At 36.5% G+C, this 21,450-nt stretch carries 18 protein-coding genes and 1 pseudogene; 9 read left to right on the forward strand and 10 right to left on the reverse strand.

Annotation, left to right across the window (positions count from 1 at the left end; genetic code table 11):
- The first annotated feature begins 229 nt into the window (after window positions 1-229).
- The 5 genes from C4F50_RS21440 to C4F50_RS21460 are packed head-to-tail and all read left to right on the forward strand — an operon-like array spanning window position 230 to window position 5,273.
- On the forward strand, window positions 230-1,411 hold the full coding sequence (locus tag C4F50_RS21440; protein ID WP_194140690.1) for an ankyrin repeat domain-containing protein: 1,182 nt from the start codon (window positions 230-232) through the stop codon (window positions 1,409-1,411).
- Window positions 1,412-1,446: 35 nt separating this feature from the next.
- The gene (locus C4F50_RS21445; protein WP_228012105.1) at window positions 1,447-2,793 is read left to right on the forward strand and encodes an ankyrin repeat domain-containing protein; all 1,347 of its coding nucleotides are present in this window, start codon (window positions 1,447-1,449) and stop codon (window positions 2,791-2,793) included.
- 22 nt (window positions 2,794-2,815) lie between these two features.
- Window positions 2,816-3,355 carry a hypothetical protein gene (locus tag C4F50_RS21450; protein ID WP_194140692.1) on the forward strand — a complete coding sequence of 180 codons (540 nt, stop codon included), beginning with the start codon at window positions 2,816-2,818 and terminating at the stop codon, window positions 3,353-3,355.
- Window positions 3,356-3,398: 43 nt separating this feature from the next.
- Window positions 3,399-4,463: an ankyrin repeat domain-containing protein gene (locus C4F50_RS21455; RefSeq protein ID WP_194140693.1), complete on the forward strand. Its 1,065-nt coding sequence runs from the start codon at window positions 3,399-3,401 to the stop codon at window positions 4,461-4,463.
- Window positions 4,464-4,520: 57 nt separating this feature from the next.
- Window positions 4,521-5,273 carry a hypothetical protein gene (locus C4F50_RS21460; protein WP_194140694.1) on the forward strand — a complete coding sequence of 251 codons (753 nt, stop codon included), beginning with the start codon at window positions 4,521-4,523 and terminating at the stop codon, window positions 5,271-5,273.
- 60 nt (window positions 5,274-5,333) lie between these two features.
- On the opposite strand, the gene C4F50_RS21465 is transcribed toward C4F50_RS21460, so the two are convergent.
- The 4 genes and pseudogenes from C4F50_RS21465 to trhO all read right to left on the reverse strand — a co-directional run bounded on the left by C4F50_RS21465 (window position 5,334) and on the right by trhO (window position 8,697).
- Window positions 5,334-5,564: a ferredoxin gene (locus tag C4F50_RS21465; protein WP_039118414.1), complete on the reverse strand. Its 231-nt coding sequence runs from the start codon at window positions 5,562-5,564 to the stop codon at window positions 5,334-5,336.
- Window positions 5,564-6,805, reverse strand: coding sequence for a peptidase U32 family protein (locus C4F50_RS21470; protein ID WP_194140695.1), 1,242 nt, complete (start codon window positions 6,803-6,805; stop codon window positions 5,564-5,566). The genes C4F50_RS21465 and C4F50_RS21470 overlap by 1 nt, the downstream gene beginning before the upstream one ends.
- A 185-nt stretch (window positions 6,806-6,990) precedes the next feature.
- A pseudogene (locus tag C4F50_RS25920) lies at window positions 6,991-7,308 on the reverse strand (IS200/IS605 family transposase); the annotation flags it as partial.
- A gap of 30 nt (window positions 7,309-7,338) precedes the next feature.
- The gene (trhO, locus tag C4F50_RS21475) at window positions 7,339-8,697 is read right to left on the reverse strand and encodes an oxygen-dependent tRNA uridine(34) hydroxylase TrhO (protein WP_194140696.1); all 1,359 of its coding nucleotides are present in this window, start codon (window positions 8,695-8,697) and stop codon (window positions 7,339-7,341) included.
- Window positions 8,698-9,018: 321 nt separating this feature from the next.
- On the opposite strand from trhO, the gene C4F50_RS21480 reads away from it, so the two are divergent.
- Genes C4F50_RS21480 through C4F50_RS21490 form a run of 3 tightly spaced genes read left to right on the forward strand, consistent with a single transcriptional unit; the run spans window position 9,019 to window position 14,579 of the window.
- Window positions 9,019-10,068: an efflux RND transporter periplasmic adaptor subunit gene (locus C4F50_RS21480; RefSeq protein WP_194140697.1), complete on the forward strand. Its 1,050-nt coding sequence runs from the start codon at window positions 9,019-9,021 to the stop codon at window positions 10,066-10,068.
- 3 nt (window positions 10,069-10,071) lie between these two features.
- On the forward strand, window positions 10,072-13,218 hold the full coding sequence (locus C4F50_RS21485; protein ID WP_194140698.1) for an efflux RND transporter permease subunit: 3,147 nt from the start codon (window positions 10,072-10,074) through the stop codon (window positions 13,216-13,218).
- Entirely contained in the window at window positions 13,215-14,579 is a 1,365-nt protein-coding gene (locus tag C4F50_RS21490) for an efflux transporter outer membrane subunit (protein ID WP_194140699.1), read from the forward strand. Before C4F50_RS21485 ends, C4F50_RS21490 begins: the two co-directional genes overlap by 4 nt.
- 46 nt (window positions 14,580-14,625) lie before the next feature.
- Here the strand turns inward: C4F50_RS21490 and C4F50_RS21495 are convergent, their stop codons facing one another.
- The 5 genes from C4F50_RS21495 to C4F50_RS21515 form a co-directional block, all read right to left on the reverse strand.
- Window positions 14,626-15,180 carry a PH domain-containing protein gene (locus tag C4F50_RS21495; protein WP_194140700.1) on the reverse strand — a complete coding sequence of 185 codons (555 nt, stop codon included), beginning with the start codon at window positions 15,178-15,180 and terminating at the stop codon, window positions 14,626-14,628.
- Between the two features lie 179 nt (window positions 15,181-15,359).
- Window positions 15,360-15,482 (reverse strand): FeoB-associated Cys-rich membrane protein, encoded by a 123-nt coding sequence (locus tag C4F50_RS21500; protein WP_194140701.1) that lies wholly within the window; start codon window positions 15,480-15,482, stop codon window positions 15,360-15,362.
- 6 nt (window positions 15,483-15,488) lie between these two features.
- Window positions 15,489-17,588, reverse strand: coding sequence for a ferrous iron transport protein B (gene feoB / locus C4F50_RS21505; protein WP_194140702.1), 2,100 nt, complete (start codon window positions 17,586-17,588; stop codon window positions 15,489-15,491).
- Complete coding sequence (locus C4F50_RS21510) at window positions 17,588-17,827, reverse strand: FeoA family protein (RefSeq protein WP_194140703.1); 240 nt, start codon at window positions 17,825-17,827, stop codon at window positions 17,588-17,590. Before C4F50_RS21510 ends, feoB begins: the two co-directional genes overlap by 1 nt.
- 103 nt (window positions 17,828-17,930) lie before the next feature.
- A complete protein-coding gene (locus C4F50_RS21515; protein ID WP_194140704.1) occupies window positions 17,931-18,596 on the reverse strand; it encodes an SCO family protein in 666 nt (221 codons plus the stop codon).
- Between the two features lie 317 nt (window positions 18,597-18,913).
- Between C4F50_RS21515 and C4F50_RS21520 the strand changes: the two genes are divergently transcribed.
- On the forward strand, window positions 18,914-20,974 hold the full coding sequence (locus C4F50_RS21520; RefSeq protein WP_194140705.1) for a M13 family metallopeptidase: 2,061 nt from the start codon (window positions 18,914-18,916) through the stop codon (window positions 20,972-20,974).
- 77 nt (window positions 20,975-21,051) lie between these two features.
- Here C4F50_RS21520 and C4F50_RS21525 read toward each other — a convergent pair whose 3' ends face one another.
- Complete coding sequence (locus C4F50_RS21525; RefSeq protein WP_194140706.1) at window positions 21,052-21,450, reverse strand: c-type cytochrome; 399 nt, start codon at window positions 21,448-21,450, stop codon at window positions 21,052-21,054.

Genomic DNA, 21,450 nt, shown 5'->3' on the forward strand with positions numbered 1-21,450 from the left:
TCCTAAAGACAAAAAAGAAATAAAATCACTCGCTTAAAATTTTAAAAACCGTATTCTATACATTCAGAACAGGGTTTTGCTTTTATATAGGAATATTTTAGGTGTTTTTACTTTTTATCCTAAAATATATTTCTCAATTTTATGTTTTATCTTACAACATAATTCATGAAGCCAGCATTTATCGATGCTGACTCAGCAAACATAATCTTTCATTTTAAATACCCCTCAAATGCAAACACAAAACCAGATTGAAAACTTCCTTTTTCAGGGAAAATTTGACGAGGCCAGAGAATGCCTAAATAACGGAGAAACTTTTAACGAACAATATCTTAAAAACAACTTTTCTCAGATCGCAGCCAAAATTATTGAAGCCAAAGAAATTGATTTCATCGAAAAACTAATCAAAGCCGGTTTTATTGAAACTGATATTTACGAATTGGACAGTTTCGACAAATCGATTTTCGCTCCATTAGCACTTTATCTCAAAGATGATGAAGAATCACAGGCTTTTTTCAAAGAATTAATGTCAAAAATCGATAACATCAATGACGAAATCAGCGATAAAACCTTACTTGGTTATCTATTTGAAAAAGGGGCTTCGCCAAAAATCATAAAAATACTTATTGATGACTTTGGCGCGAATACGCAATATAAAAACAATGCTGGAGAAAATTTCATTCATATCGTTCTGAATATCTACAGCACCAATAATGAGAAGACTAAAGAGTATCTTGCTATACTTTTGGAAAATGGTGTCGATATCAACGAAAAAAACATAGTCGGAACAACACCTTTAATGTGCGCGGTTAAAAGAAGCAAAAAAGAATTTGTCCCGTTCTTACTAGAAAATGGAGCCGATGCCAACGAAACCGACAACCTCAACAATACTGCTTTTTATTACGCCGTTGCCGAACAGTTTTCGTATGATATGTACGATGCCTTAGCTTCTGTTTCTTCACCCGATTTTAATATTGTGAACAAAGACGGACGAACTTTATTCACTCATTTTATTAGTTCTGTTTCGGGCTCGCCAAGCGATATTACTTTCTTAGAAAGGTTACTAGCTGATGGTGCCGATGTGAATTTCTGTGCACAATATTACGGACAGCCTAAGTCAGGAATTGATTTTATTGTTGAGAAGAAGTCGGAAATTTTAAAATCGGTTTTAGAAAATGTTTCTTTAGATATCAACGAACAAGACAATCAGGGAAATACCATTTTGCATAAAGTTTGTGCCTATAATGTCAATTATGATTCAGAAATGGCGAAAGAAACCTATCGAAAAGTAAAATTACTGTTAGATCAGGGAGCAGCTATTTCGATTACCAATGACAAAGATGAAACTGCCTTAATGCTTGCATCAGGAGACAACTTGAAAATAAAAACGGTCGAACTTTTGATGAAACAATAAAAAGATACATTTATTTAAAACTGAAAAACATGTCAATGTCCTTTATAATTGCCTGTGAAAACGGGAACAGAAAAATAGCCGAACTATTGCTTCAAAACAAAGAAGTGGATGCAAAATATACAGACGAAAGAGGAAGAACTGCTTTGCATTACGCCGCACACAGAGGTTATCTCGATATTGTAAAAATTCTAATCGAAGACGGAGCCGATATTAATTACGAAGATCATCAAGGAGAAACTCCTTTGTACTTTGCCTGTCTTCAAAAACAGAAACAAACGGCTTTGCATCTTTTAGAAAATGGTGCAGCAATCACCAAAAATGATAAATTAGGAAACAGCCTCTTGCATTTAGTTGTGCAGACGGCTCAAATTGAAATTGCAACAAAGTTGCTTCAAGGCGGAATCGACGTTAATTTATTGAATAACAACGGACAAAGCCCGCTTTTATTAGCCTCTACAAAACTCAATAGAGAAATTATCCAACTGCTTTTAGACAATGGCGCCGATATAAATACCACAGATAAACAAGGAAACACAGCTTTGCTTTATGCCTGTTATACCAAATCGATTCCAATGGTGACTTTACTTCTTGATAATGGCGCCGATGTAAATCACGTAAATCATTCGGGTGAAAATGCACTTTTAATTGCCTGCTATGAAACCAACAGAATGCTTGCAAAACTTTTAGTAGAAAGAGGAGCTGATGTTTTCACCTCAAACAATAACGGCCACTCTCCTATCTGGTATGCCTGCGCTAACAATCAAAAAGAAATTGTATCGCTGTTCCTGGAAAATGGTGTTGATGTGAATTTTAGTAAACCTGTCGCTCAAGACACCTCATCAATGAATGACTACTTGGATTGGATTACCAGCGCATCGAGTATTGCCAACGAATCTAGTTTTACGCTCAACAGCTCTTATAGCTATGGCGGAGAAAGTCTTTTACATATTGCTACCAAAAAAGGCAATTTGAGCATGGTAAAACTGCTGATCGAGGCTGGAGCAAACATAGACATTCAGGACGAATCTGGAAACACACCTTTGCATTACAGCGCCGCAAACGGAAAGAAAGATGTGGTTAAATATTTATTGGATAATAAAGCTGATGCCTCAATTGTCAATGTGAAAGAACAAAAAGCGATTGATTATTCAAACGTAAAAGGCTTTAATGAAATTACAGAACTGATTCTGAAATATGCACCGTCGGGAACTGTTGTAAATCCGATACAAACTCCTCAGAAAAATGAAACTTCAAACTCTGGTTCTGGAAATTCTATGGAAGAAAAGAAAAAGGCATTATTAGATTTGAAAGAGCTTCTCGATGCTGGAATTTTAACTTCGGAAGAATTTGATTTAGAGAAAAGTAAAATTTTAAAAGGATAAATAATAATAAACAAACTTAAAAATGAAAAAAATCTTAAATAAATCCATAGTATTCGCATTAATAACCGTAAGTATAATTACTGCTTCTTGTACAAACCTTTCGCCAGAAAAGACGTTTGAAATTGCTGCTTTAAATTCGAATTTGTTATCTCGATTTGGCAGTAAGGACATCAATTTTAAGCTGGAATCTGAACCTCAGATATATGAAGAAAGCCAAAAAAAGATGGTACCATCTTCTTATTACGATTATTTTAAATTTGACATCGCCAATTTAGAAACTCAACTTAATAGAATTAAAGAAATTCCGGAAGATGATGACAATAAAGAACTTCTTCAAGCATCCAAAGACTTGTTTTCATATGCAATTGCCAAACAAAAAGAAGGTTATCTGCCAATTGCTAAACTAAAAGACGAAAAAGCTTCGCCAGAGCAAATACAAAAAGCTATTGCAGATTTTGACGCCTCAACTCAAAATGAAATTGATGCCAAGTTTACAAAATTGATGACTGCAGCTAAAGCCTATGTAGAAAAACATAATATCAATGCTAAAATTGGTGTCTGAAATCAAATATCTTGACAAATGATTTTAAAAAGGAACGAAAAGAATGGCAAAGAAAAAGAAAACGCTTCCGAAAAATTTTAGCGAATTAATTGAGAAGAAAGACATTGAAGCTTTGAAAGCTGTATTTGACACCTGCGAATTGGATGCAAGAGGCGGCTACGGAAAAACAACAGCGTTAAGCTTTTGGGGTATTCCCGATGAGCTTATAATTTGGCTGGTAGAAAATGGTGCAGATTTGGAAGCTGTTGATACTTATAACCGTACTGCATTACATCAAAACGCCATGATACGAACTGGTAAGGTTTCAACTTTATTAGAACTCGGTGCCAATATACATGCAAGAGACCATTATGGAGATACCCCTTTGCATTTTGCAAGTGGAAGTGGCTTTAATGTAGATGCTGTCAAAAGATTGATAGAATATGGAGCAGATACCAAAGCATTGAATAATTACAAACAAACTCCTTTGGAACGTGCTTTGGTTAGAGCAAATAACATTGACCTTAAAAATTTGGCTGAAATATCAAAAATACTTTTAAAATCTGATATCGAAATAACTCAAACCATGAAAGATGCCGTTGTCCGAAGGGGAGAAGATTTTGAATTTCATAGGGAAAATTTCAACAAAGATTATTTAGAAGAGACAGACCATGCATTAAAGCAGCTTTACGAAATGTATAATGTCCCGCCTGTAAAAAGACGCATTCTACACGACGGTGTATCTCCCATTTCCGTAACTGGCACAACTTGGGAAAAACAATTCGAAGAACTATGGGAGCTCTTAATACCATCAAAGGGCAGTTCAAAAACCATACAAGGCGAAGTCGTGCGCATTTCAGGAAAAGTAAGAGATGAAATATATCGAAATGGCGGTGGAAATTGGAATATCGATTTTAAAAAAATGTTAGATGCCTTTTTTATCCATTTATCCTCAAATAATTCACTGTCTGATAACGAATTGGCAAAAGCAGATTTAATTATAAAATATGTTCGCAAAAATGGAGACGGAGAAATCGACGAACTTAATTTTTTATGCGAACTCGCAACTAAATGGGTTCTTGCCAATACAACACCCATTTTGCTAAGCGAACCAAATTACAAAAGGTAAGATTATAAACATTTTGAACGATACAACATTGTTTTTCTATGAAATCTAAAAACTATTATGATTAGAAACTTACTTATTACAGTCCTTATTTTACTATTTATTGGGTTTTCAAGTTGCAATAAAACCAAAGAAAAGACAGAATCTTCTCAGGTCACAGAAATTCCAACTGTTCCAGAAGTTTTTGAAGCAGATAAAGCTTCAATCGAAATAAAGAAAAAACCAGAAGATTTCATTCCGAAAGGATATGTCCCTTTTGATACCATTAAAGGAGATTTTAATAAAGATGGACTGGAAGATTATATTCTAATCATTAAAGGAACTGATAAAAGTAAAGTAATTCAGCATGAATATCGGGGAGCGCTAGACCGAAACCGTAGAGGAATTATTGCTTTAGTAAACAAAAATAACGGTTACGAACTGGCGGCTAAAAACTATGACTGCTTTTCTTCTGAAAATGAAGATGGAGGTGTTTATTATGCTCCCGAACTTGACTTTGAAATAAAAGACGGAAAATTATACATAAACTATGCTCACGGAAGATATGGTTATTGGCAGTATACTTTTAGATATCAAAATTCAGATTTTGAACTAATTGGTTATGATGCCAGCAGTAATCGAGGGCCAATTGTGCTTAGTGATGTCAGCATCAATTTCTTGACTAGGCAAAAAATTGTCAATAAAAACGTAAATGAAAATACGTATGACGATGATGAAATTTTTGAAAAAAGTGAGCGTAAAATCAAAAGGACAAAACTTCTTAAACTATCTGAAATTAAAGATTTTGATGAACTTGATCTTTCTGAAGAATGAAATAAAAACCCCTATCTTGTAATGTTACAAAATAGGGGTTTTGATTTTAAAAAGGTATTTCTATGTTTCTTTAACCGTAATAATCTTCACCGGACAAGCTTTTGCAGCCAATTCACAGCTTTCTACAATGGCATGATTGGGAGATTTTAAAGTGAAAAATCCTTTTGCATTCTGCGAATGAAGCAATACCGATTTTCCGTCTTTTTTCGACATCTGAAAATGAACTGGATCCATTTCGACACAGTAATTACAGCCGATGCATTTGTCTCTTTGCAGTGTTATAATAACCATTACGCTTCAACAATTTTATATAGTTTGTCCGACATTCTGATTCTGAACGGAAGTTTTAAACTGCAATCATCACCCTTTGTTGCTTTTTCTCCAGCAATATCATTCACAAACATTTCATCAATAATCATTTCCTGAGCTCCTGTACTTGGTCCGGTCACCAAAATTTTATCACCAATTTTAATGTCGTAAGCTTCTATTTTGAATTGTCCGACTTCTGCTTTTGGGAAATAATGCGTTCCTTTCCCCACATAAACCTTTTTTTGTGTTGCTGCAGAACCAGGAATATCACTCCACTCTCCCAATTCCTGCCCTAAATAATATCCAGACCAGAAACCGCGGTTGTAAACTGTATTTAAGGCTTCCATCCAAACTGCCGTTTTCTCTTTTGAGAAAGTTCCATTGTAATACGCATCGATTGCTTCGCGATAGGTTTTGATAACCGTCGCCACATATTCTGGCGCGCGTCCGCGACCTTCAATTTTTAAAACCTGAATACCCGAATCTATAACCTGATCTAAAAAATCCAATGTGCATAAATCTTTTGGAGACATCATGTATTCATTATCCAATTCGATTTCAAAACCCGTTTCCTGATCGATAACGGTATATTTTTTTCGGCAGTTTTGTTTGCAGGCACCGCGATTTGCAGATGAATTATGCGAATGCAGACTCAAATAACATTTTCCCGAAACTGCCATACACAAAGCTCCATGACCGAAAATCTCAATTTCAACCAAATTTCCGTTCGGACCTTTTATCTGCTCTTTCTCAATTTGAGCCGTAATATTTTTTACCTGACGCAGACTCAATTCACGACTCAAAACCATGGTATCAGCAAACAAACTGTAGAATTTTATGGTCTCGATATTGGTTACATTCAGCTGGGTAGAAATATGCACTTCCATTGCAATAGACCTTGCCATCGCAATTACAGCCTGATCTGATGCAATTACTGCTGTAATATTGGCTTCTTTTGCTTTGTTTAAAAGTGTTTTTACAACCGACAAATCATGATCATAAATTATTGTGTTTAATGTCAAATAGCTTCGAACGTTTTTGGCTTCGCAGCGTTTGGCAATTTCTGCTAAATCTTCTATTGTGAAATTTACTGTCGAACGCGCACGCATGTTCAGTTGTTCAACGCCAAAGTAAACAGAATCGCAGCCATTATCTAAGGCTGCCTGTAGCGACTCAAAGTTCCCCGCGGGCGCCATGAGTTCAATTTTGTGGGTAGTTGTCATTTTATATTTCTATTATTTCCTAATAGCCGAAACCATTTGGAATGTTATGATTGTTGTGGATGTTCTTTCTGTTCCTGCGTTTGAAACCGCAGGCTATGTCTTTTGTTTGTGGATATTTTTCTCATAGCTATTATCAATATAGCTCATGGTTTCAACACGGGGGAACGTATCGAAGAACAATCATTATCTAGCTGAGATTCGCTGACAGAGAAAGCGGCAAAACCAGTTGCCAAGCAATTTTTCAAGGATAAATGCTCCTCTATTTATAAAATGAGAAGAACTTCCTTTAATTTGCTTTACAATCTCTGAAATCGTTTTTGTGGATTTTGTAAAAATAAAACATGGACATGATCAGGCATTCCCTTACTAATTCTAACGGGACAACCTAATATAATTAGCTCATCCCGAATAAAATCATATAAATTTTCTCAATTGAAAAATCAATTAATTCCTGTCGATTTTTAGTTGCCCAAATTGCATATCCATAATTTGGTAAAGATTATGACATCAATAAAGCAGCATAAAAATTTATGCTACTTTATAATTTTATACAATTTATCTGATAAACGGATACGGAAAGGAACTTCAAAAGTAACTTTATCTCCAATTTTAGCAGTAGTGGTTGCTGCTCCGTTTACAACTAATTTTTCTAAAACCATTTCTTGATCACCAGTAGTTGGACCAGAAATTAAGATTTTATCACCCACATTAAGATCGTGGTTTTCTATAGTAAATTGTGCTACTTGAGCTTTAACATAATAATGTTCTGCTTTTCCAAGAAGTACTTTTTTGATTTTTATTTTTTGACGAATATCAGCAGGTTTCTCTGCAGCTGCAAGCGCCGTATCCGGCAGTTCACCAGAATGTTTGAATTTCAAATTTTCAGATTTTCCTTTTCTGAACACTTTATTTCCAACTTGCTTACCAGTTCTCATTCGAACCTGATCTACCAAAGGCATGTGAATTACTTCCAGACATTCTGTAGAACAGCAGTTTTCCATTGCTGCTTTACAATCATCACATTGAATGAATAACAAATGACAGCCATCGTTTTCACAATTGGTGTGATTGTCACAAGGTTTCCCGCATTGGTGGCATTGCGAAATAATATCGTCTGTAATTCTTTCGCCCAGACGATTATCAAATACAAAGTTTTTACCAATGAATTTGCTTTCTAAACCTTCTTCTTCAAGTTGTTTTTTGTAATTAATAATACCGCCTTCCAGCTGATACACATTTTTGAATCCCTGATGTTTAAAATAAGCACTCGCTTTCTCACAACGGATACCGCCTGTGCAATACATCACGAGATTTTTGTCCTCTTTATGATCTTTGAGCTGTTCGTTGATAATGGGCAGACTTTCTCTAAAAGTCTCTACATCTGGAGTAATGGCTCCTTTAAAATGACCCACTTCACTTTCGTAGTGATTTCTAAAATCAACTACAATTGTATTGGGATCATCAAGGATATCATTAAATTCTTTGGCTTTTAAGTGAACGCCAATATTCGTTACATCAAAAGTATCGTCATTTAGTCCGTCAGCAACAATTTTGTGACGCACTTTAATCGTTAATTTTAAAAAGGAATGATCGTCATGCTCTACCGCTTCATTCAAACGAATGCCTTTCATAAAATCATAAACCTCCAAAGTTGCTCTAAAAGCTTCCAGATTTTCGGCCGGAATACTCATTTGAGCATTTATTCCTTCGTTGGCAACATAAATTCGGCCAAGTGCATCGAGTGCATTCCAGGCAATAAATAAATCGTCGCGAAATTTTTTGGGATCTTGAATTTTGGCATACGCATAGAAAGACAACGTAAGTCGTTGTTTACCGGCATCATCGATCATGATAGCTCTTTCTTCTGCGCTCAAAGTGTTATACAGTTGCATGCTATAAACAGTTTTAAGTTAAGAATAAATTAATTGTGAATCTATAAGTGGAATAAATTCGGGTGCAAAGGTACGCTTTTCTTAGCATTTTCAAAATCTGGCTTTATTTTCTTTTTTGAAAATCTTAGCCTCTAAACAGCAAATACAAAATATAAGTGCCAAAAAATCAGGTGCTTACAAATTTTTAGTACATTTATACTAATAATTTTAACATTTGTGATTATGAATGCTTTAAAACTACCAAAACCAATCGTCCCCCTTTTCTTATTTCTATCTTTACTTTTTTCTTGCAAAAAAGAACAGCCAAAAGCACCCCCGCCCATGCAGGCTCCATTTGTAACTGCAAAAAGTGAAGATGTTCCTATCTATAAGGATTTTGCAGGACAGACTTTTGGAGATTTAGACATTGAATTAATTGCAAGAGTGGACGGCATCCTGACCGGCATGTTTTTTAAAGAAGGCCAAACCGTCAAAAAAGGACAGCTTTTGTACACCATCGATCCGTTGGAATATGAAACTAAAGTTGAGCAAGTACGCGGTCAGGTGGCTGTCGCACAAAGTAATCTTGTGAATGCTCAAGAAGAATTGAAGCGAATTAAACCCCTTGCCGATATGAATGCTGTCAGTAAAAGAGAATTGGATGCGGCTGTAGCCAAAGACAAAGCCGCAAAATCTAATCTAACCAGCGTTCGCGCAAGTTTAAGAAATCAAGAAATCGAACGCAGTTACTGCAACATAAAAGCCCCTATAGACGGCGTAATAGGACTTTCGAATGCCCGATTAGGCGATTATATAACTAAAATCGGGAACTCTTCTAAACTAAATACCGTTTCCAGATTGGACAAAGTAAGAGTTCAGTTTACCGTCAGCGAATCCGATTATCTGCGTTATCAAAAGCAGATTAAAGCCGGCGACAAAATAACCGATCTGCAATTGATTTTATCCGATGGAAGCACTCATCCATCAAAAGGAAGTTTAAATTTTTCTGATACCAAAATTGACCCTACGACTGGAACGGTGACAATTGAAGCTCAATTTCCAAATCCAGATAAAACATTACGTTCGGGACAGTTTGCGAAAGTCCGTGTTTTACTTCGAACCCAAAAAGATGCCATTGTGATTCCGCAAAAAGCCATTACGGAGATTCAAGGACTTTTTCAGGTTTCTATTATTGATGACAAAAACACCATTCAGACCAGAATGGTAGAAGTCGGACAGAAAATTGGCGTTGATTGGATTGTGACCAAAGGTTTAAAGCCAAATGAAAGAGTCGCTATCATCGGCAATCAGTTTATTCAGCCCGGAGCAACTGTAACACCGGTTCCTTATGTTGCTGATAAAAAAGAAAATGCACTTTCTCTAAACGACTAGATTATGGATAATTTCTTTGTACGTCGACCAATCGTTGCTATTGTCCTCTCCATTTTCATCGTTTTAATTGGAGGTCTTTCCGTTCTTTCAACACCCATTGCGCAATATCCAGAAATTGCACCGCCACTGGTACAAGTCTCTACAAGTTATCGGGGTGCCAATGCTTTAAATGTAGAGCAGGCCGTTGCAACGCCGATCGAGCAAAAAGTGAACGGAGTTGAAAACATGCTCTACATGCAGTCGACCAATACAGGAGACGGAAGCATGACATTGAACATAACCTTTGATATGGGTACCGATTTGGATAATGCCACCATGCTGACTCAAAATCGTGTGAACGAAGCGACCAACAAACTCCCAAATGATGTAAAAACAAATGGGGTTACAACCAAAAAATCGCTTTCGATGCCAATGCTCATTCTTTCGCTTTATTCTCCCAACAAAACTTTCGACAATAATTTCCTGACCAATTATGCTAACATTAATGTTGTAGATGCTTTGGCGCGTATAAAAGGTGTCGGCGAAGTAACCCTTTACGGGGGCAGTAATTACGCCATGCGAATTTGGGTCAAGCCAGATATTATGGCAAAATACAATCTTACTGTTCCCGACATCATCAAATCGATTCAGGACCAGAATGCGATTGCACCGGGAGGAAAATTTGGTGCGCCTCCAGCCACAAAAGACAACGAATTCACCTATAACGTAACCCTTCGAGACCGCTTAATTAATCCAGAAGATTTTGAAAATATTATTCTAAAATCAAACATCAGCAACCAGCAAGTTCGTCTCAAAGATATTGGAACTGTAACTTTAGGTACAGAAAGCTACGCCTCTGTTGCTAAGCTAAATGGAAATCCAGCAGGAACAATCGGAATCAAACAAATGCCAGGTTCTAATGCTTTGGAAGTTGCTGAAAATGTAAAAAATACAATTGCGCAATTGAGCAAAAGGTTTCCGCAGGATTTAAAATACAGAGTTTCACTAGATACCACTTTGGCCATTTCTGCCGGAATCGAAGAAATCATTCATACTTTGGTCGAAGCCATTATATTGGTAATTGTCGTGGTTTTTGTCTTTCTGCAAAATTGGCGTGCGACATTAATTCCGCTGTTAACAGTTCCAGTTTCATTGATTGGCGTTTTCATGCTTTTCCCGCTTTTAGGATTTTCTGTAAACGTGCTTTCCCTTTTAGGATTAGTACTTGCAATCGGAATTGTCGTCGATGATGCCATTGTCGTTGTCGAAGCCGTAATGCATCACATCGAGCAAGGCATGTCTCCCAAAGAAGCAACCAATCAAGCCATGCGCGAAGTTTCGGGCCCTGTAATTGCCATTGCAGTAGTATTGACTGCCGTTTTTATTCCTGTTGCATTAACTCCGGGAATTACAGGCAGATTGTATCAGCAATTTGCTATTACAATTGCTATTTCTGTGATTTTCTCCGCATTAAGTGCTTTAACTTTAAGTCCGGCTTTATGTTCGCTTTTGTTAAAACCCAATCAGGAATCGAAAGGACTTTTAGGCAGATTTTTTAAAGCTTTTAATGACAAATTCGGAGCTTTCACTAATAAATACACTGGTTTCGCTAATCTTTTAATCAAAAAAACAGCGCGAAGTTTCATTTTTATCGGAATCTTAATTGGCGCTATTATTTTATTGGGAGGAAGAATTCCGGGAGGATTTGTTCCCGAAGAAGATCAGGGGTATATGTTTGTGAATGTCGAACTGCCCGGCGCAGCATCTTTGGAAAGAACCGGAAAAGTGATTCAGAAAGTAGAAAGCATTTTAGCCCAAAACAAAGGCATTGATTCTTATACTTCTGTCGCAGGTTTTAGTTTGATTAAAAACTCAGTTGCCACTAATAACGGCTTTTTCTTTGTTTCCTTGAAAGAATGGAAAGAACGCGAACAAGATGTTTTTCAAATCCTGAAAGAAGTGAACGGAAAAGTCGTGTTCGGAATTCCAGAAGCTACTGTTTTTGCTTTTGGACCGCCGCCTATAACGGGAATCGGAAATGCCGCAGGTTTCTCAATGATGCTGCAGGATCGAGAGGGAAACACACCACAATATCTTTTTCAAAATGCCCAGCGTTTTATGGCCGAAGCCAAAAAGCGTCCTGAAATCGGAACGATCCGAACAACCTTTAATCCGAATGTACCGCAGATTCGTCTGGATATTGACCGCGAAAAAGTAACCGAATTAAATTTATCCCTTTCAGACGTTAATCTCGCGATTGGCGCTAGTTTGGGAGGGCAGTACATTAACGAATTCAATAAATTCGGAAGACAATATATTGTGCTTCTCCAAGCCGATCCAAGTTTTACAGTGAATCCAGAAGACATTAATAAAATATTTGTGCGAAGCCGGGACAACAAAATGATTCCGATTTCGAGCATCGCTGCAATTCAGAAAGAAAGCGGTCCCGAATTTACAACCCGTTTCAACTTATACCGTGCAGCCGAAATTGGCGGTACTCCCGCTCCTGGTTTTACTTCCGCGCAAGCGATGACTGCTTTACAAGAAACTGCAGACAAAGTACTTCCCACAGGAATGGGTTACGAATGGGCCAATATGAGTTATCAGGAAAAACAAGCCGAAGGAAAAGGAAATACCGTTTTCTTAATGGCATTGCTTTTTGTATTTCTAATTCTGGCTGCACAATACGAAAGCTGGAAACTGCCTTTCAGTGTTTTACTCGGAACGCCGTTTGCTGTTTTTGGAGCTTTTCTCGGTTTGTTTCTTTGCCGTTTCTTAAGTCCAGATTATGTCAATAATGTTTTTGCTCAAATCGGACTCGTTATGCTTATTGGCCTCGCTGCCAAAAATGCTATTTTGATTGTAGAATTTGCTAAAGAAGAATATGAAAAAGGAATGCCTGTGGTCGATGCGGCGCTTTATGCAGCAAAGTTGCGTTTTAGGCCGATTCTCATGACGGCATTTGCTTTTATCCTCGGTGTCACGCCATTACTAACGGCAACTGGAGCTGGAGCACAAGCGAGAAAAGTAATGGGATTAACGGTTTTCAGCGGTATGCTGATCGCGACAATTCTCGGAGTTTGTCTGATTCCAGTTCTATTTGTGTTTATTGAAAGTTTTGGAAAAAAGCATTCAGAAAAAGTGGAGGAACCTAAAAAAGACGCACCATGAAAAATCTAAAAATACTCCTCGTATTACTTTTGGCGGCTGTTTTATCAAACAGCTGTATGGTTGGTCCGAAATATCAAAAACCAGAACAACCCCAACCACAAAGCTTTTTGTACGGAAATAAAACTACCGATACGACTTCTAACGTAACGACTATAAAATGGTCTTCTATTTTTAACGACGATGTTCTAATCGGATTGATTGAAAAAGGGATTCAGAATAATTTCGATCTTAAAATGGCAGTGGCGCGTATCGAGCAGGCTCGCGCCAATCTCGGAATGGCAAGAGCCGATCTATACCCCTCTTTTGGTTATTCTGGACAGGTTAACAGCGCTCAGACTTTTATTCAGTCATCTTCTTTAGTTGCGAATATGTCATGGGAACTCGATTTCTGGGGGAAATTACGACATCAGAACCGGGCTCTGCAAAACGAACTTCTGGCAACAGATGAAGCACGAAAAGTAATTTTAACAAACGTAATCAGCGGTATTGCGATTGCTTATTTTGAATTGCGGGATTACGACAATCAACTCGAGATTACCATTCATACTTTAGAAACCAGAGAAAAGGCATACAACATTATCAACGAACGTTTTTTGAGCGGTTATGTCGCAGAATTAGATAAAGTTCAAATCGAACAGCAAGTGGCAATCGCGCAATCGAATATTCCGTTAATAAAAAGACAGATTACGGCTTTAGAAAATACCATTTCGATTTTAACGGGAGAAATTCCCGGGCCTGTACCGAGAGGAAAAACAAACAGTGAATTGATGGTGACGTCCGATTTCCCAATTTCTGTTCCCTCGGCATTATTAGAAAACAGACCCGATGTAAAACGCACAGAGTTCTTGTACCGCTCAGCATATGAGACAATTGGAGTTGCTCAAGCAATGCGGCTTCCTTCTTTCAACATTGTTGCATTAGCAGGTTATACCAGTGTAATGGTCAGCAATCTGTTTGACAATTCTTCTTATATTCAAAATGTTGGAGCTGGTGTGGCAGGACCAATTTTTAACTTCGGAAAAAACAAACGCCGTGTCGAAGTCAACCGTCAAATTGCGGAAGAAAGTAAATTCTTATTTCAAAAAACCTATCTAACTGCAATTTCTGAAGTCGAAAACTCACTTCAAAATGTGGCTATGTATAAAGAAGAATGGACAGCTAGAAATCGTCAGGTTATTGCTGCTCAAAAAAATTATGATCTATCAAACGCAAGGTATTACAACGGCTACGTTTCTTATCTTGAAGTCTTGGATGCACAGCGTTCTCTTTTTGAAGCGCAGTTGAGCCTTTCTCAATTAACCCAAAAACAATTAAGTTCGATGGTGCAATTGTACAAAGCATTGGGCGGAGGCTGGAACTAAATCTTATGTTTTATTTTTAATCTCAATGATAGTAATTGAATTTCTTCTAACTGCCTCGTTGAAATTCAATTATTTTATCATACACTTTTTTGACCTCTTCTATCAATTCAAATCTTGATATCTGTTTCACTCCAGGCCAATCAAAGCCCTGCATTATTGAACTTCTATAATCTAGCGGCCCAAATGTAATTGTCCCCGTATTATCTGCTTTTTGATTTAAGGTAATATCTGAAATTGTTTTGATATTTAATGATTTAATGTCCATGCTAAAAACACCCGATTTTATAATAATTCTATCGGGAGTAATTCCGTAAATTGTATTTGATCGTCTTTTTGCATCAATAAAAAATCTTCCGATGGTAATATAAAGCCCGACCACTACAAAAGGAATTCCCCATAACTTAAAAAAGAATGGAGCATCGGTAAGCAATACCGTAGATTCCCAAAAGAAGGCAAAACCTCCCCACAGCAGACTGAAAGGAATTAAAAAAATATCGGAATTTCTTAAAATAATGCCTTGCTTTGGTTTTCCTGTCCAAATTAATGCTTCATTCAAACCTAATGACGGTTTTAATTCTTTTTCGAATTCGTAATTACTCATAACAACGGTTACTTTTTGTTAAATATAGTCTTTTTGCAAAGCAGGCGTAAAGATTAAATGCAATTTTACGAAAATACTTCTCAAAATGAAGTCATTTTCGATCAAACAAAAAAGCTTCACAAAGAATTATTCTCTGTGAAGCTTTGTGTTTATATATCGAACCTCAACGAAATGTAATATCAGCTGCAGCCGCAATTTCCGTCGCCGCAGTCTTTTTTCTTTTTTGATTTCCAAAAGAACTTCTTAATCAGAAAAAGAACTGCAAGTCCTAATATCGCGAAGGCAAATATTTCCTGAATCATAACTTTTTATTTTAATAGTTGATAAGCGATTAAAGCAGTAAAATAAGCTAATGCACTCATAAAAACCAATTGCATTCCAGGCCATTTCCATGAATTGGTTTCTTTCTTAGTTATTGCTAATGTACTCGCACACTGCATGGCAAAAGCATAAAATAATAATAAAGAAATTCCCGTTGCAAAATCAAATACTTTCTTGCCCGTATCTGGCCGAACCTCTGCCTGCATTTTACTTTTTATGGTGGCTTCATTATCGCTGTCTCCAACACTGTAGATAGTTGCCAGTGTACCGACAAAAACCTCGCGGGCCGCAAAAGAACTGATTAATGCAATTCCGATTTTCCAATCGTAACCCAGAGGCTTAATTGCTGGTTCAATCGCTCTTCCCATTAAACCGATGTATGAATTCTCTAATTTTTGAGAAGCAACTTCGTTTTCAAACTGCGCTTCGTCCAAAGTGGTATTCGCAAATCTTTCTTTTACAATAGTTTCTGCTTCGTTAAATTCTTTTCCTGGGCCGTAAGAGGCTAAAAACCATAAAATAACAGATATGGCTAAAATAATTTTACCTGCACCAACAACAAAGGCTTTGGTTTTTTCTACAACATTGATCCCGACATTTTTAAAAAGCGGTAATTTATAACTTGGCATTTCGACTACGAAATACGTTTTTGAATCTAATTTTAAAACTTTGTTTAAAATATAAGCTGATAAAATGGCTGCAAAAAACCCTAAAACATAGAGTGCCATTAACGTTAATCCCTGAACATTCAAGATACCCAAAACACGCTTACTCGGAACTACAAGTGATATAATTATAGCGTAAACCGGCAATCTCGCAGAGCAAGTGGTGAATGGCGTTACCAAGATCGTAATAAGGCGTTCTTTCCAGTTTTCGATATTACGAGTTGCCATAATCGCCGGAATCGCACAAGCAGTTCCCGAGATTAAAGGCACAACACTTTTTCCAGAAAGACCAAATCTGCGCATTATTTTATCCATTAAAAACACCACACGGCTCATGTAACCACTTTCTTCTAAAATCGAAATGAAAAGAAATAAGAAGGCAATCTGCGGAATAAAAATAATGACACCGCCAATTCCCGGAATAATTCCTTGAGAAAGTAAATCGGTTAAAATACCGCTTGGCAATTCTTCTGCCGTCCAGCTGCTCAAAGAAGCAAAAGTACTGTCAATAAAATCCATCGGGATGGTTGACCAGCTGAAAATGGATTGGAATATTAAAAATAAAATAGCAAAGAAGATAAAGTAACCCCAAATTTTATGGGTTAAAACGCGGTCTAATTTGGCACGAATATCCTTCGCCATCGAAGCGTCGATTTTTAAACCCTCTTTTAATACATCGTTGATAAACTGGTATCTTTTAATGGTTTCTTTTTGCTGCAGACGCTTTAATTCTGAATGCGATTTGGTAAAAGTGCTTCGAACTTCATTTCGATCTAAATTCAAAAAATTGACATCCTGCGTAATGACAAGCCACAACTTATACATTAATTGATTTGGAAAAGCATTCTGGAGCTTTTCAAAATATTCTGGATCAATTACAGAAGCATTTAAACACGGTTCGTGGGTAATGGTTTTATAAGAAACAATTAATTCTTTTAATGACTCAATTCCGTGGCCTTTGCGTGAACTTACTAATGCAATTTTGGTTTTTAACTTCTCTTCTAAATACGGAATATCTAATGAAATTCCTTTTCGTTCCATCTGATCGGACATATTGATAACCAGAATGGTTGGAATTTCAAGATCTTTTATCTGAGTATAAATCAGTAAATTTCTTTTCAGATTTTCAACATCGGTTACCACAACAGCAACGTCCGGATATAATTTGTCGTTTTTATTTAATAAAAGTTCAATAACAACGCTTTCGTCCATCGAACTCGCGTTCAAACTATAGGTTCCGGGTAAATCCAGAATATTAGCTTTTACATTATTGGGTAATTTGCAGAAACCGATTTTTTTCTCAACCGTAATTCCAGGGTAGTTTCCAACTTGCTGGTTTAAACCCGTTAATTGATTGAAAACAGAGGTTTTACCCGTATTAGGATTTCCGATAAGGGCAACATTAATATTTTGAACGCTCATTATAAATTGTTTTCTATGAGTTCAACTTCAATCTCACGAGCAGTTTCAATACGAATAGCAACATGCGATCCGTTAATATCCAAATACAAAGGATCTCCAAAAGGAGCAATCTGCAGCAATTCAACTACACTGCCAGGCAGACACCCCATTTCTAATAATTTTAGAGGAATAAGATCGATATCAAAATCTTTGATAATGGCTTTCTCGCCTTTTTTCAGAGTGTGGATTGTATTTTGCAAGCTTATTTAGATTGAATTTAGATTGCAAAAGTAGGTAATTATTCTTTATTTCAAGGCATTTAACTCTTCGACAAATGCTAAATGTTTCTAAAAATAAGGGATTTTAGTCGTTTGAAAGAAAATCGATGTCTTCTAAAAGACGTTTGATATCCTCTTTATTTGTTCCGTCATAAAAACCGCGAACACGTCTTTTTTGATCCACCAATACAAAATTCTCTGTATGCACCATATCATACAATTGATCTGGTCTTCCCAATTTTACAGCGAGATACGATTTTCTGGCCATTTTATAAATCTCTTTTTTATCTCCGGTAACCAAATTCCACTTGCTGTCTACTACTCCATATTTTATTGCATACGCTTTTAAAACCGAAACACTGTCTACTTCGGGAAAAACGGTATGCGAAAGCAGCATTACTTTCGGATTATTCAAAACGGCTTTTTGAACCTCAACAAGATTGGTTGACATTTTTGGACAGATCGAACCGCAGGTTGTAAAAAAGAAATCGGCAACATAAATTTTCCCTTCGTAGTTTTTCTGCGTTATGGTATCACCGTTCTGATTTATAAATGAAAAATCTGCAATTGTGTGGTATTTGCTTTTGTATTGAATGGTGCTGTCTACTAATTCTGGATTTACATCAGACGGATTATAAATCGGAAGTGTTTTCTTAGGTTTTAATGCTGAATAAAATAAAGATATAGTAACAACCGAAAAGACAATTAGAACAATAAAGAATTTACGGTATCTGTAAAGAAGCGATTTCATAAAAATAATTTGGCACAAAAATACAAAAAGCACTTTTTAAAACCCTTAACTAAGCTTTTATTTTAACTATGTTCCTGACTGAAAATGTATCAGAATAAAATTATGATTTTTGTTCTCAACAAATAAAATATGCGAAAGCTGTTTTCAGGCATGTAACAAATTCGACAATGAGTACACTAACTACTAAATGTTCTTTAATTTTTAACATTTAATAAAAATAACTTGATGCAGACTTATTGTTAAATAATGTGAAATTTTAACACAATATTCAAATTAATAACAATAAGTTTGTGTTTTACCTAAAACAATAAACTATTATGAAAAGACAGCTTGTAAAACCTGTGTTTTGTGTCGTTTCTGCAATGTTCTCTTTCGCAACGCTGCAGGCTCAAAGTGGCACACCAAAAGAGCCTGGTATTAATGTTTCGAACATGGATACTAAAGTTAGTCCAAAACAAGATTTTTTCCGTTATGTAAACGGAGCATGGTTAGACAAAACAGAAATTCCAAGCGATAGAAACGCATGGGGAAGTTTTAATGAATTACGTCAGAAAACAGACGAAAACTCTTTAAAGATTTTAAAAGAAGCTTCAAAAGACCCAAAATACAAATCAAATACAGATCAAGGTAAAGCAATTGCTTTGTTCAACACTATTCTAGATACTGTTGGAAGAAACAAAAGAGGAGTTGCACCTTTGCAGCCGTATTTGAAGAAAATTGATGCGATTAAAAACGTAGCTGATCTTCAAAATTTCCTTACCGAAATGCAGCTTCAGGGCGGTATTGGTTTCTTTGGCGTTTATGTAAGCGCTGATGCAAAAAACAGTAATAAAAATGCGGTGAGCTTAACGCCTGGAGGTTTGGGGTTATCTGATAAAGATTACTACAACTCTGATGATAAGGATTCTAAAGAAAAACGTGAAAAATACGAAGTTCACGTGGCAAGAATGCTGCAATTTATTGGTGAGTCTCCAGCAAAAGCAAAAGAAAGCGCTAAACAAATTCTAGCTTTAGAAGTAGAAATGTCTGCTCCAAGATTGGATCGTGTAGAAAGAAGAGACCGTAGAAAACAATACAACCCAACTGCTGTTGCAGATTTGAAAAAAAATACTCCTTCTATTCAGTGGGAGAAATATTTTGCTGGAATCGGAATGGCAAAATTAGATACGGTCAATGTTGCGCAGCCGCGTTACATGATTGCGTTAGAAAAAACATTTACTGAAAAGAAAGTAGAAGCTTGGAAAGAGTATCTAAAATGGTCTGCTCTAAACAGAACAGCCTCAACTTTAAGTACAGAAATCGAAAATGCAAATTTTGATTTCTACGGAAAAACATTAACCGGAGCTTTAAAACAACGTCCGCGCGAAGAAGTAGCATTACAAGTTATCAATGGTGCAACTGGAGAAGCTTTAGGAAAATTATATGTAGAAAAATTATTTCCTGCTGAAGCAAAAGCAAAAGCAAAAGATATGATTGCTAATGTGATGCAGGCTTACGAAAACAGAATCAATGCACTGCCTTGGATGTCTCCTGAAACTAAGGTTAAAGCAATTGAAAAATTGAAAAAGCTAACGGTAAAAATCGGTTATCCTGATAAATGGAAAGACTATTCTAAATTAACACTTAAAAATGTTTCTGAAGGCGGTACTTACTTTGACAACTCTGTAAGTTTATCAAAATGGGCTTATGCAGAAAACTTAGCTAAATTGGGTAAACCAGTTGATAAATCAGAATGGGGAATGTCTCCTCAGACTGTAAATGCTTATTTCAATCCATCATACAACGAGATTGTTTTCCCAGCAGCTATTTTACAACCGCCTTTCTACAATTACCAAGCTGATGAAGCAGTAAACTACGGTGGAATCGGAGCGGTAATCGGACACGAGATTTCTCACGGTTTTGATGATTCTGGTGCTCGTTACAATGCTGACGGAAATTTAGTAGACTGGTGGACTCCAGAAGACTTAAAACAATTTACAGCTCTTGGAGGTGAACTTGCTGCACAATACAGCGCTCTTGAACCTCTTCCTGGAATTCATGTAGATGGTAAATTTACTCTTGGTGAAAATATTGGTGACTTAGGAGGAACGAACGCTGCTTACGACGGTTTACAATTGTATTTGAAGAAACACGGAAATCCAGGTTTAATTGACGGATTTACGCCAGAGCAAAGATTCTTTATTTCTTGGGCTACCGTTTGGAGAACAAAAGCTCGCGACGAAGCTATTAAGAGTCAGGTAAAAACAGATCCGCACTCTCCAGGTATGTACAGAGCAGTTGTGCCAATTAAAAACCTAGATTCGTTCTACGAAGCTTTTGATATTAAACCAGGCGATGCTATGTATTTAGAACCTTCAAAAAGGGTTAAAATCTGGTAATCGACTTTATACAAAACAAAAAACGGCGCTTATTGAGCGCCGTTTTTTATTGATGCTTCTACTAAAATTAAAAGCTATTATTTCAAGTGACTGTAAATATAAGTTTCCATAGCTTTCAGTTCTTCATCAGACATTGTCTTTGTTATTTCAAGATTGGTCTGCATTACAGAAAACTGGCTTGGGTCGACAATCGGATCTGCATTTCCTTTTAAGAAAGTTACCATGTCTGCTTTTTTATCTTTATAAATCTTAGCAATTTCTAGTATACTTGGACCAATCACTTTTTGATCCGGCTGATGACAAGCGGTGCAATTTCCTTTTCCTTCAAAAATTTCTTTTCCTAATTCTTCCGGAGTTTTAGTTTTTGCCGTTTCACCCTCAAAATACGTGTCTTCTGGTTGTTCCGTATTTTCCGGAATTTCTTTTTTGCATGCAGTAAAAGCCAGAACTGCAGCTAAGAATACTACTTTTTTCAT

It is taken from the genome of Flavobacterium hungaricum (genome assembly GCF_015182285.1).
GTDB lineage: Bacteria > Bacteroidota > Bacteroidia > Flavobacteriales > Flavobacteriaceae > Flavobacterium > Flavobacterium hungaricum.

Excerpts from the sequence above, each read along its gene's own strand:
- C4F50_RS21440 (WP_194140690.1), top strand. The coding sequence starts at position 230 with ATGCAAACACAAAACCAGATTGAAAACTTCCTTTTTCAGGGAAAATTT.
- C4F50_RS21445 (WP_228012105.1), top strand. The coding sequence starts at position 1,447 with ATGTCCTTTATAATTGCCTGTGAAAACGGGAACAGAAAAATAGCCGAA.
- C4F50_RS21450 (WP_194140692.1), top strand. The coding sequence starts at position 2,816 with ATGAAAAAAATCTTAAATAAATCCATAGTATTCGCATTAATAACCGTA.
- C4F50_RS21455 (WP_194140693.1), top strand. The coding sequence starts at position 3,399 with ATGGCAAAGAAAAAGAAAACGCTTCCGAAAAATTTTAGCGAATTAATT.
- C4F50_RS21460 (WP_194140694.1), top strand. The coding sequence starts at position 4,521 with ATGATTAGAAACTTACTTATTACAGTCCTTATTTTACTATTTATTGGG.
- C4F50_RS21465 (WP_039118414.1), bottom strand. The coding sequence starts at position 5,564 with ATGGTTATTATAACACTGCAAAGAGACAAATGCATCGGCTGTAATTAC.
- C4F50_RS21470 (WP_194140695.1), bottom strand. The coding sequence starts at position 6,805 with ATGACAACTACCCACAAAATTGAACTCATGGCGCCCGCGGGGAACTTT.
- trhO (WP_194140696.1), bottom strand. The coding sequence starts at position 8,697 with ATGCAACTGTATAACACTTTGAGCGCAGAAGAAAGAGCTATCATGATC.
- C4F50_RS21480 (WP_194140697.1), top strand. The coding sequence starts at position 9,019 with ATGCAGGCTCCATTTGTAACTGCAAAAAGTGAAGATGTTCCTATCTAT.
- C4F50_RS21485 (WP_194140698.1), top strand. The coding sequence starts at position 10,072 with ATGGATAATTTCTTTGTACGTCGACCAATCGTTGCTATTGTCCTCTCC.
- C4F50_RS21490 (WP_194140699.1), top strand. The coding sequence starts at position 13,215 with ATGAAAAATCTAAAAATACTCCTCGTATTACTTTTGGCGGCTGTTTTA.
- C4F50_RS21495 (WP_194140700.1), bottom strand. The coding sequence starts at position 15,180 with ATGAGTAATTACGAATTCGAAAAAGAATTAAAACCGTCATTAGGTTTG.
- C4F50_RS21500 (WP_194140701.1), bottom strand. The coding sequence starts at position 15,482 with ATGATTCAGGAAATATTTGCCTTCGCGATATTAGGACTTGCAGTTCTT.
- feoB (WP_194140702.1), bottom strand. The coding sequence starts at position 17,588 with ATGAGCGTTCAAAATATTAATGTTGCCCTTATCGGAAATCCTAATACG.
- C4F50_RS21515 (WP_194140704.1), bottom strand. The coding sequence starts at position 18,596 with ATGAAATCGCTTCTTTACAGATACCGTAAATTCTTTATTGTTCTAATT.
- C4F50_RS21520 (WP_194140705.1), top strand. The coding sequence starts at position 18,914 with ATGAAAAGACAGCTTGTAAAACCTGTGTTTTGTGTCGTTTCTGCAATG.
- C4F50_RS21525 (WP_194140706.1), bottom strand. The coding sequence starts at position 21,450 with ATGAAAAAAGTAGTATTCTTAGCTGCAGTTCTGGCTTTTACTGCATGC.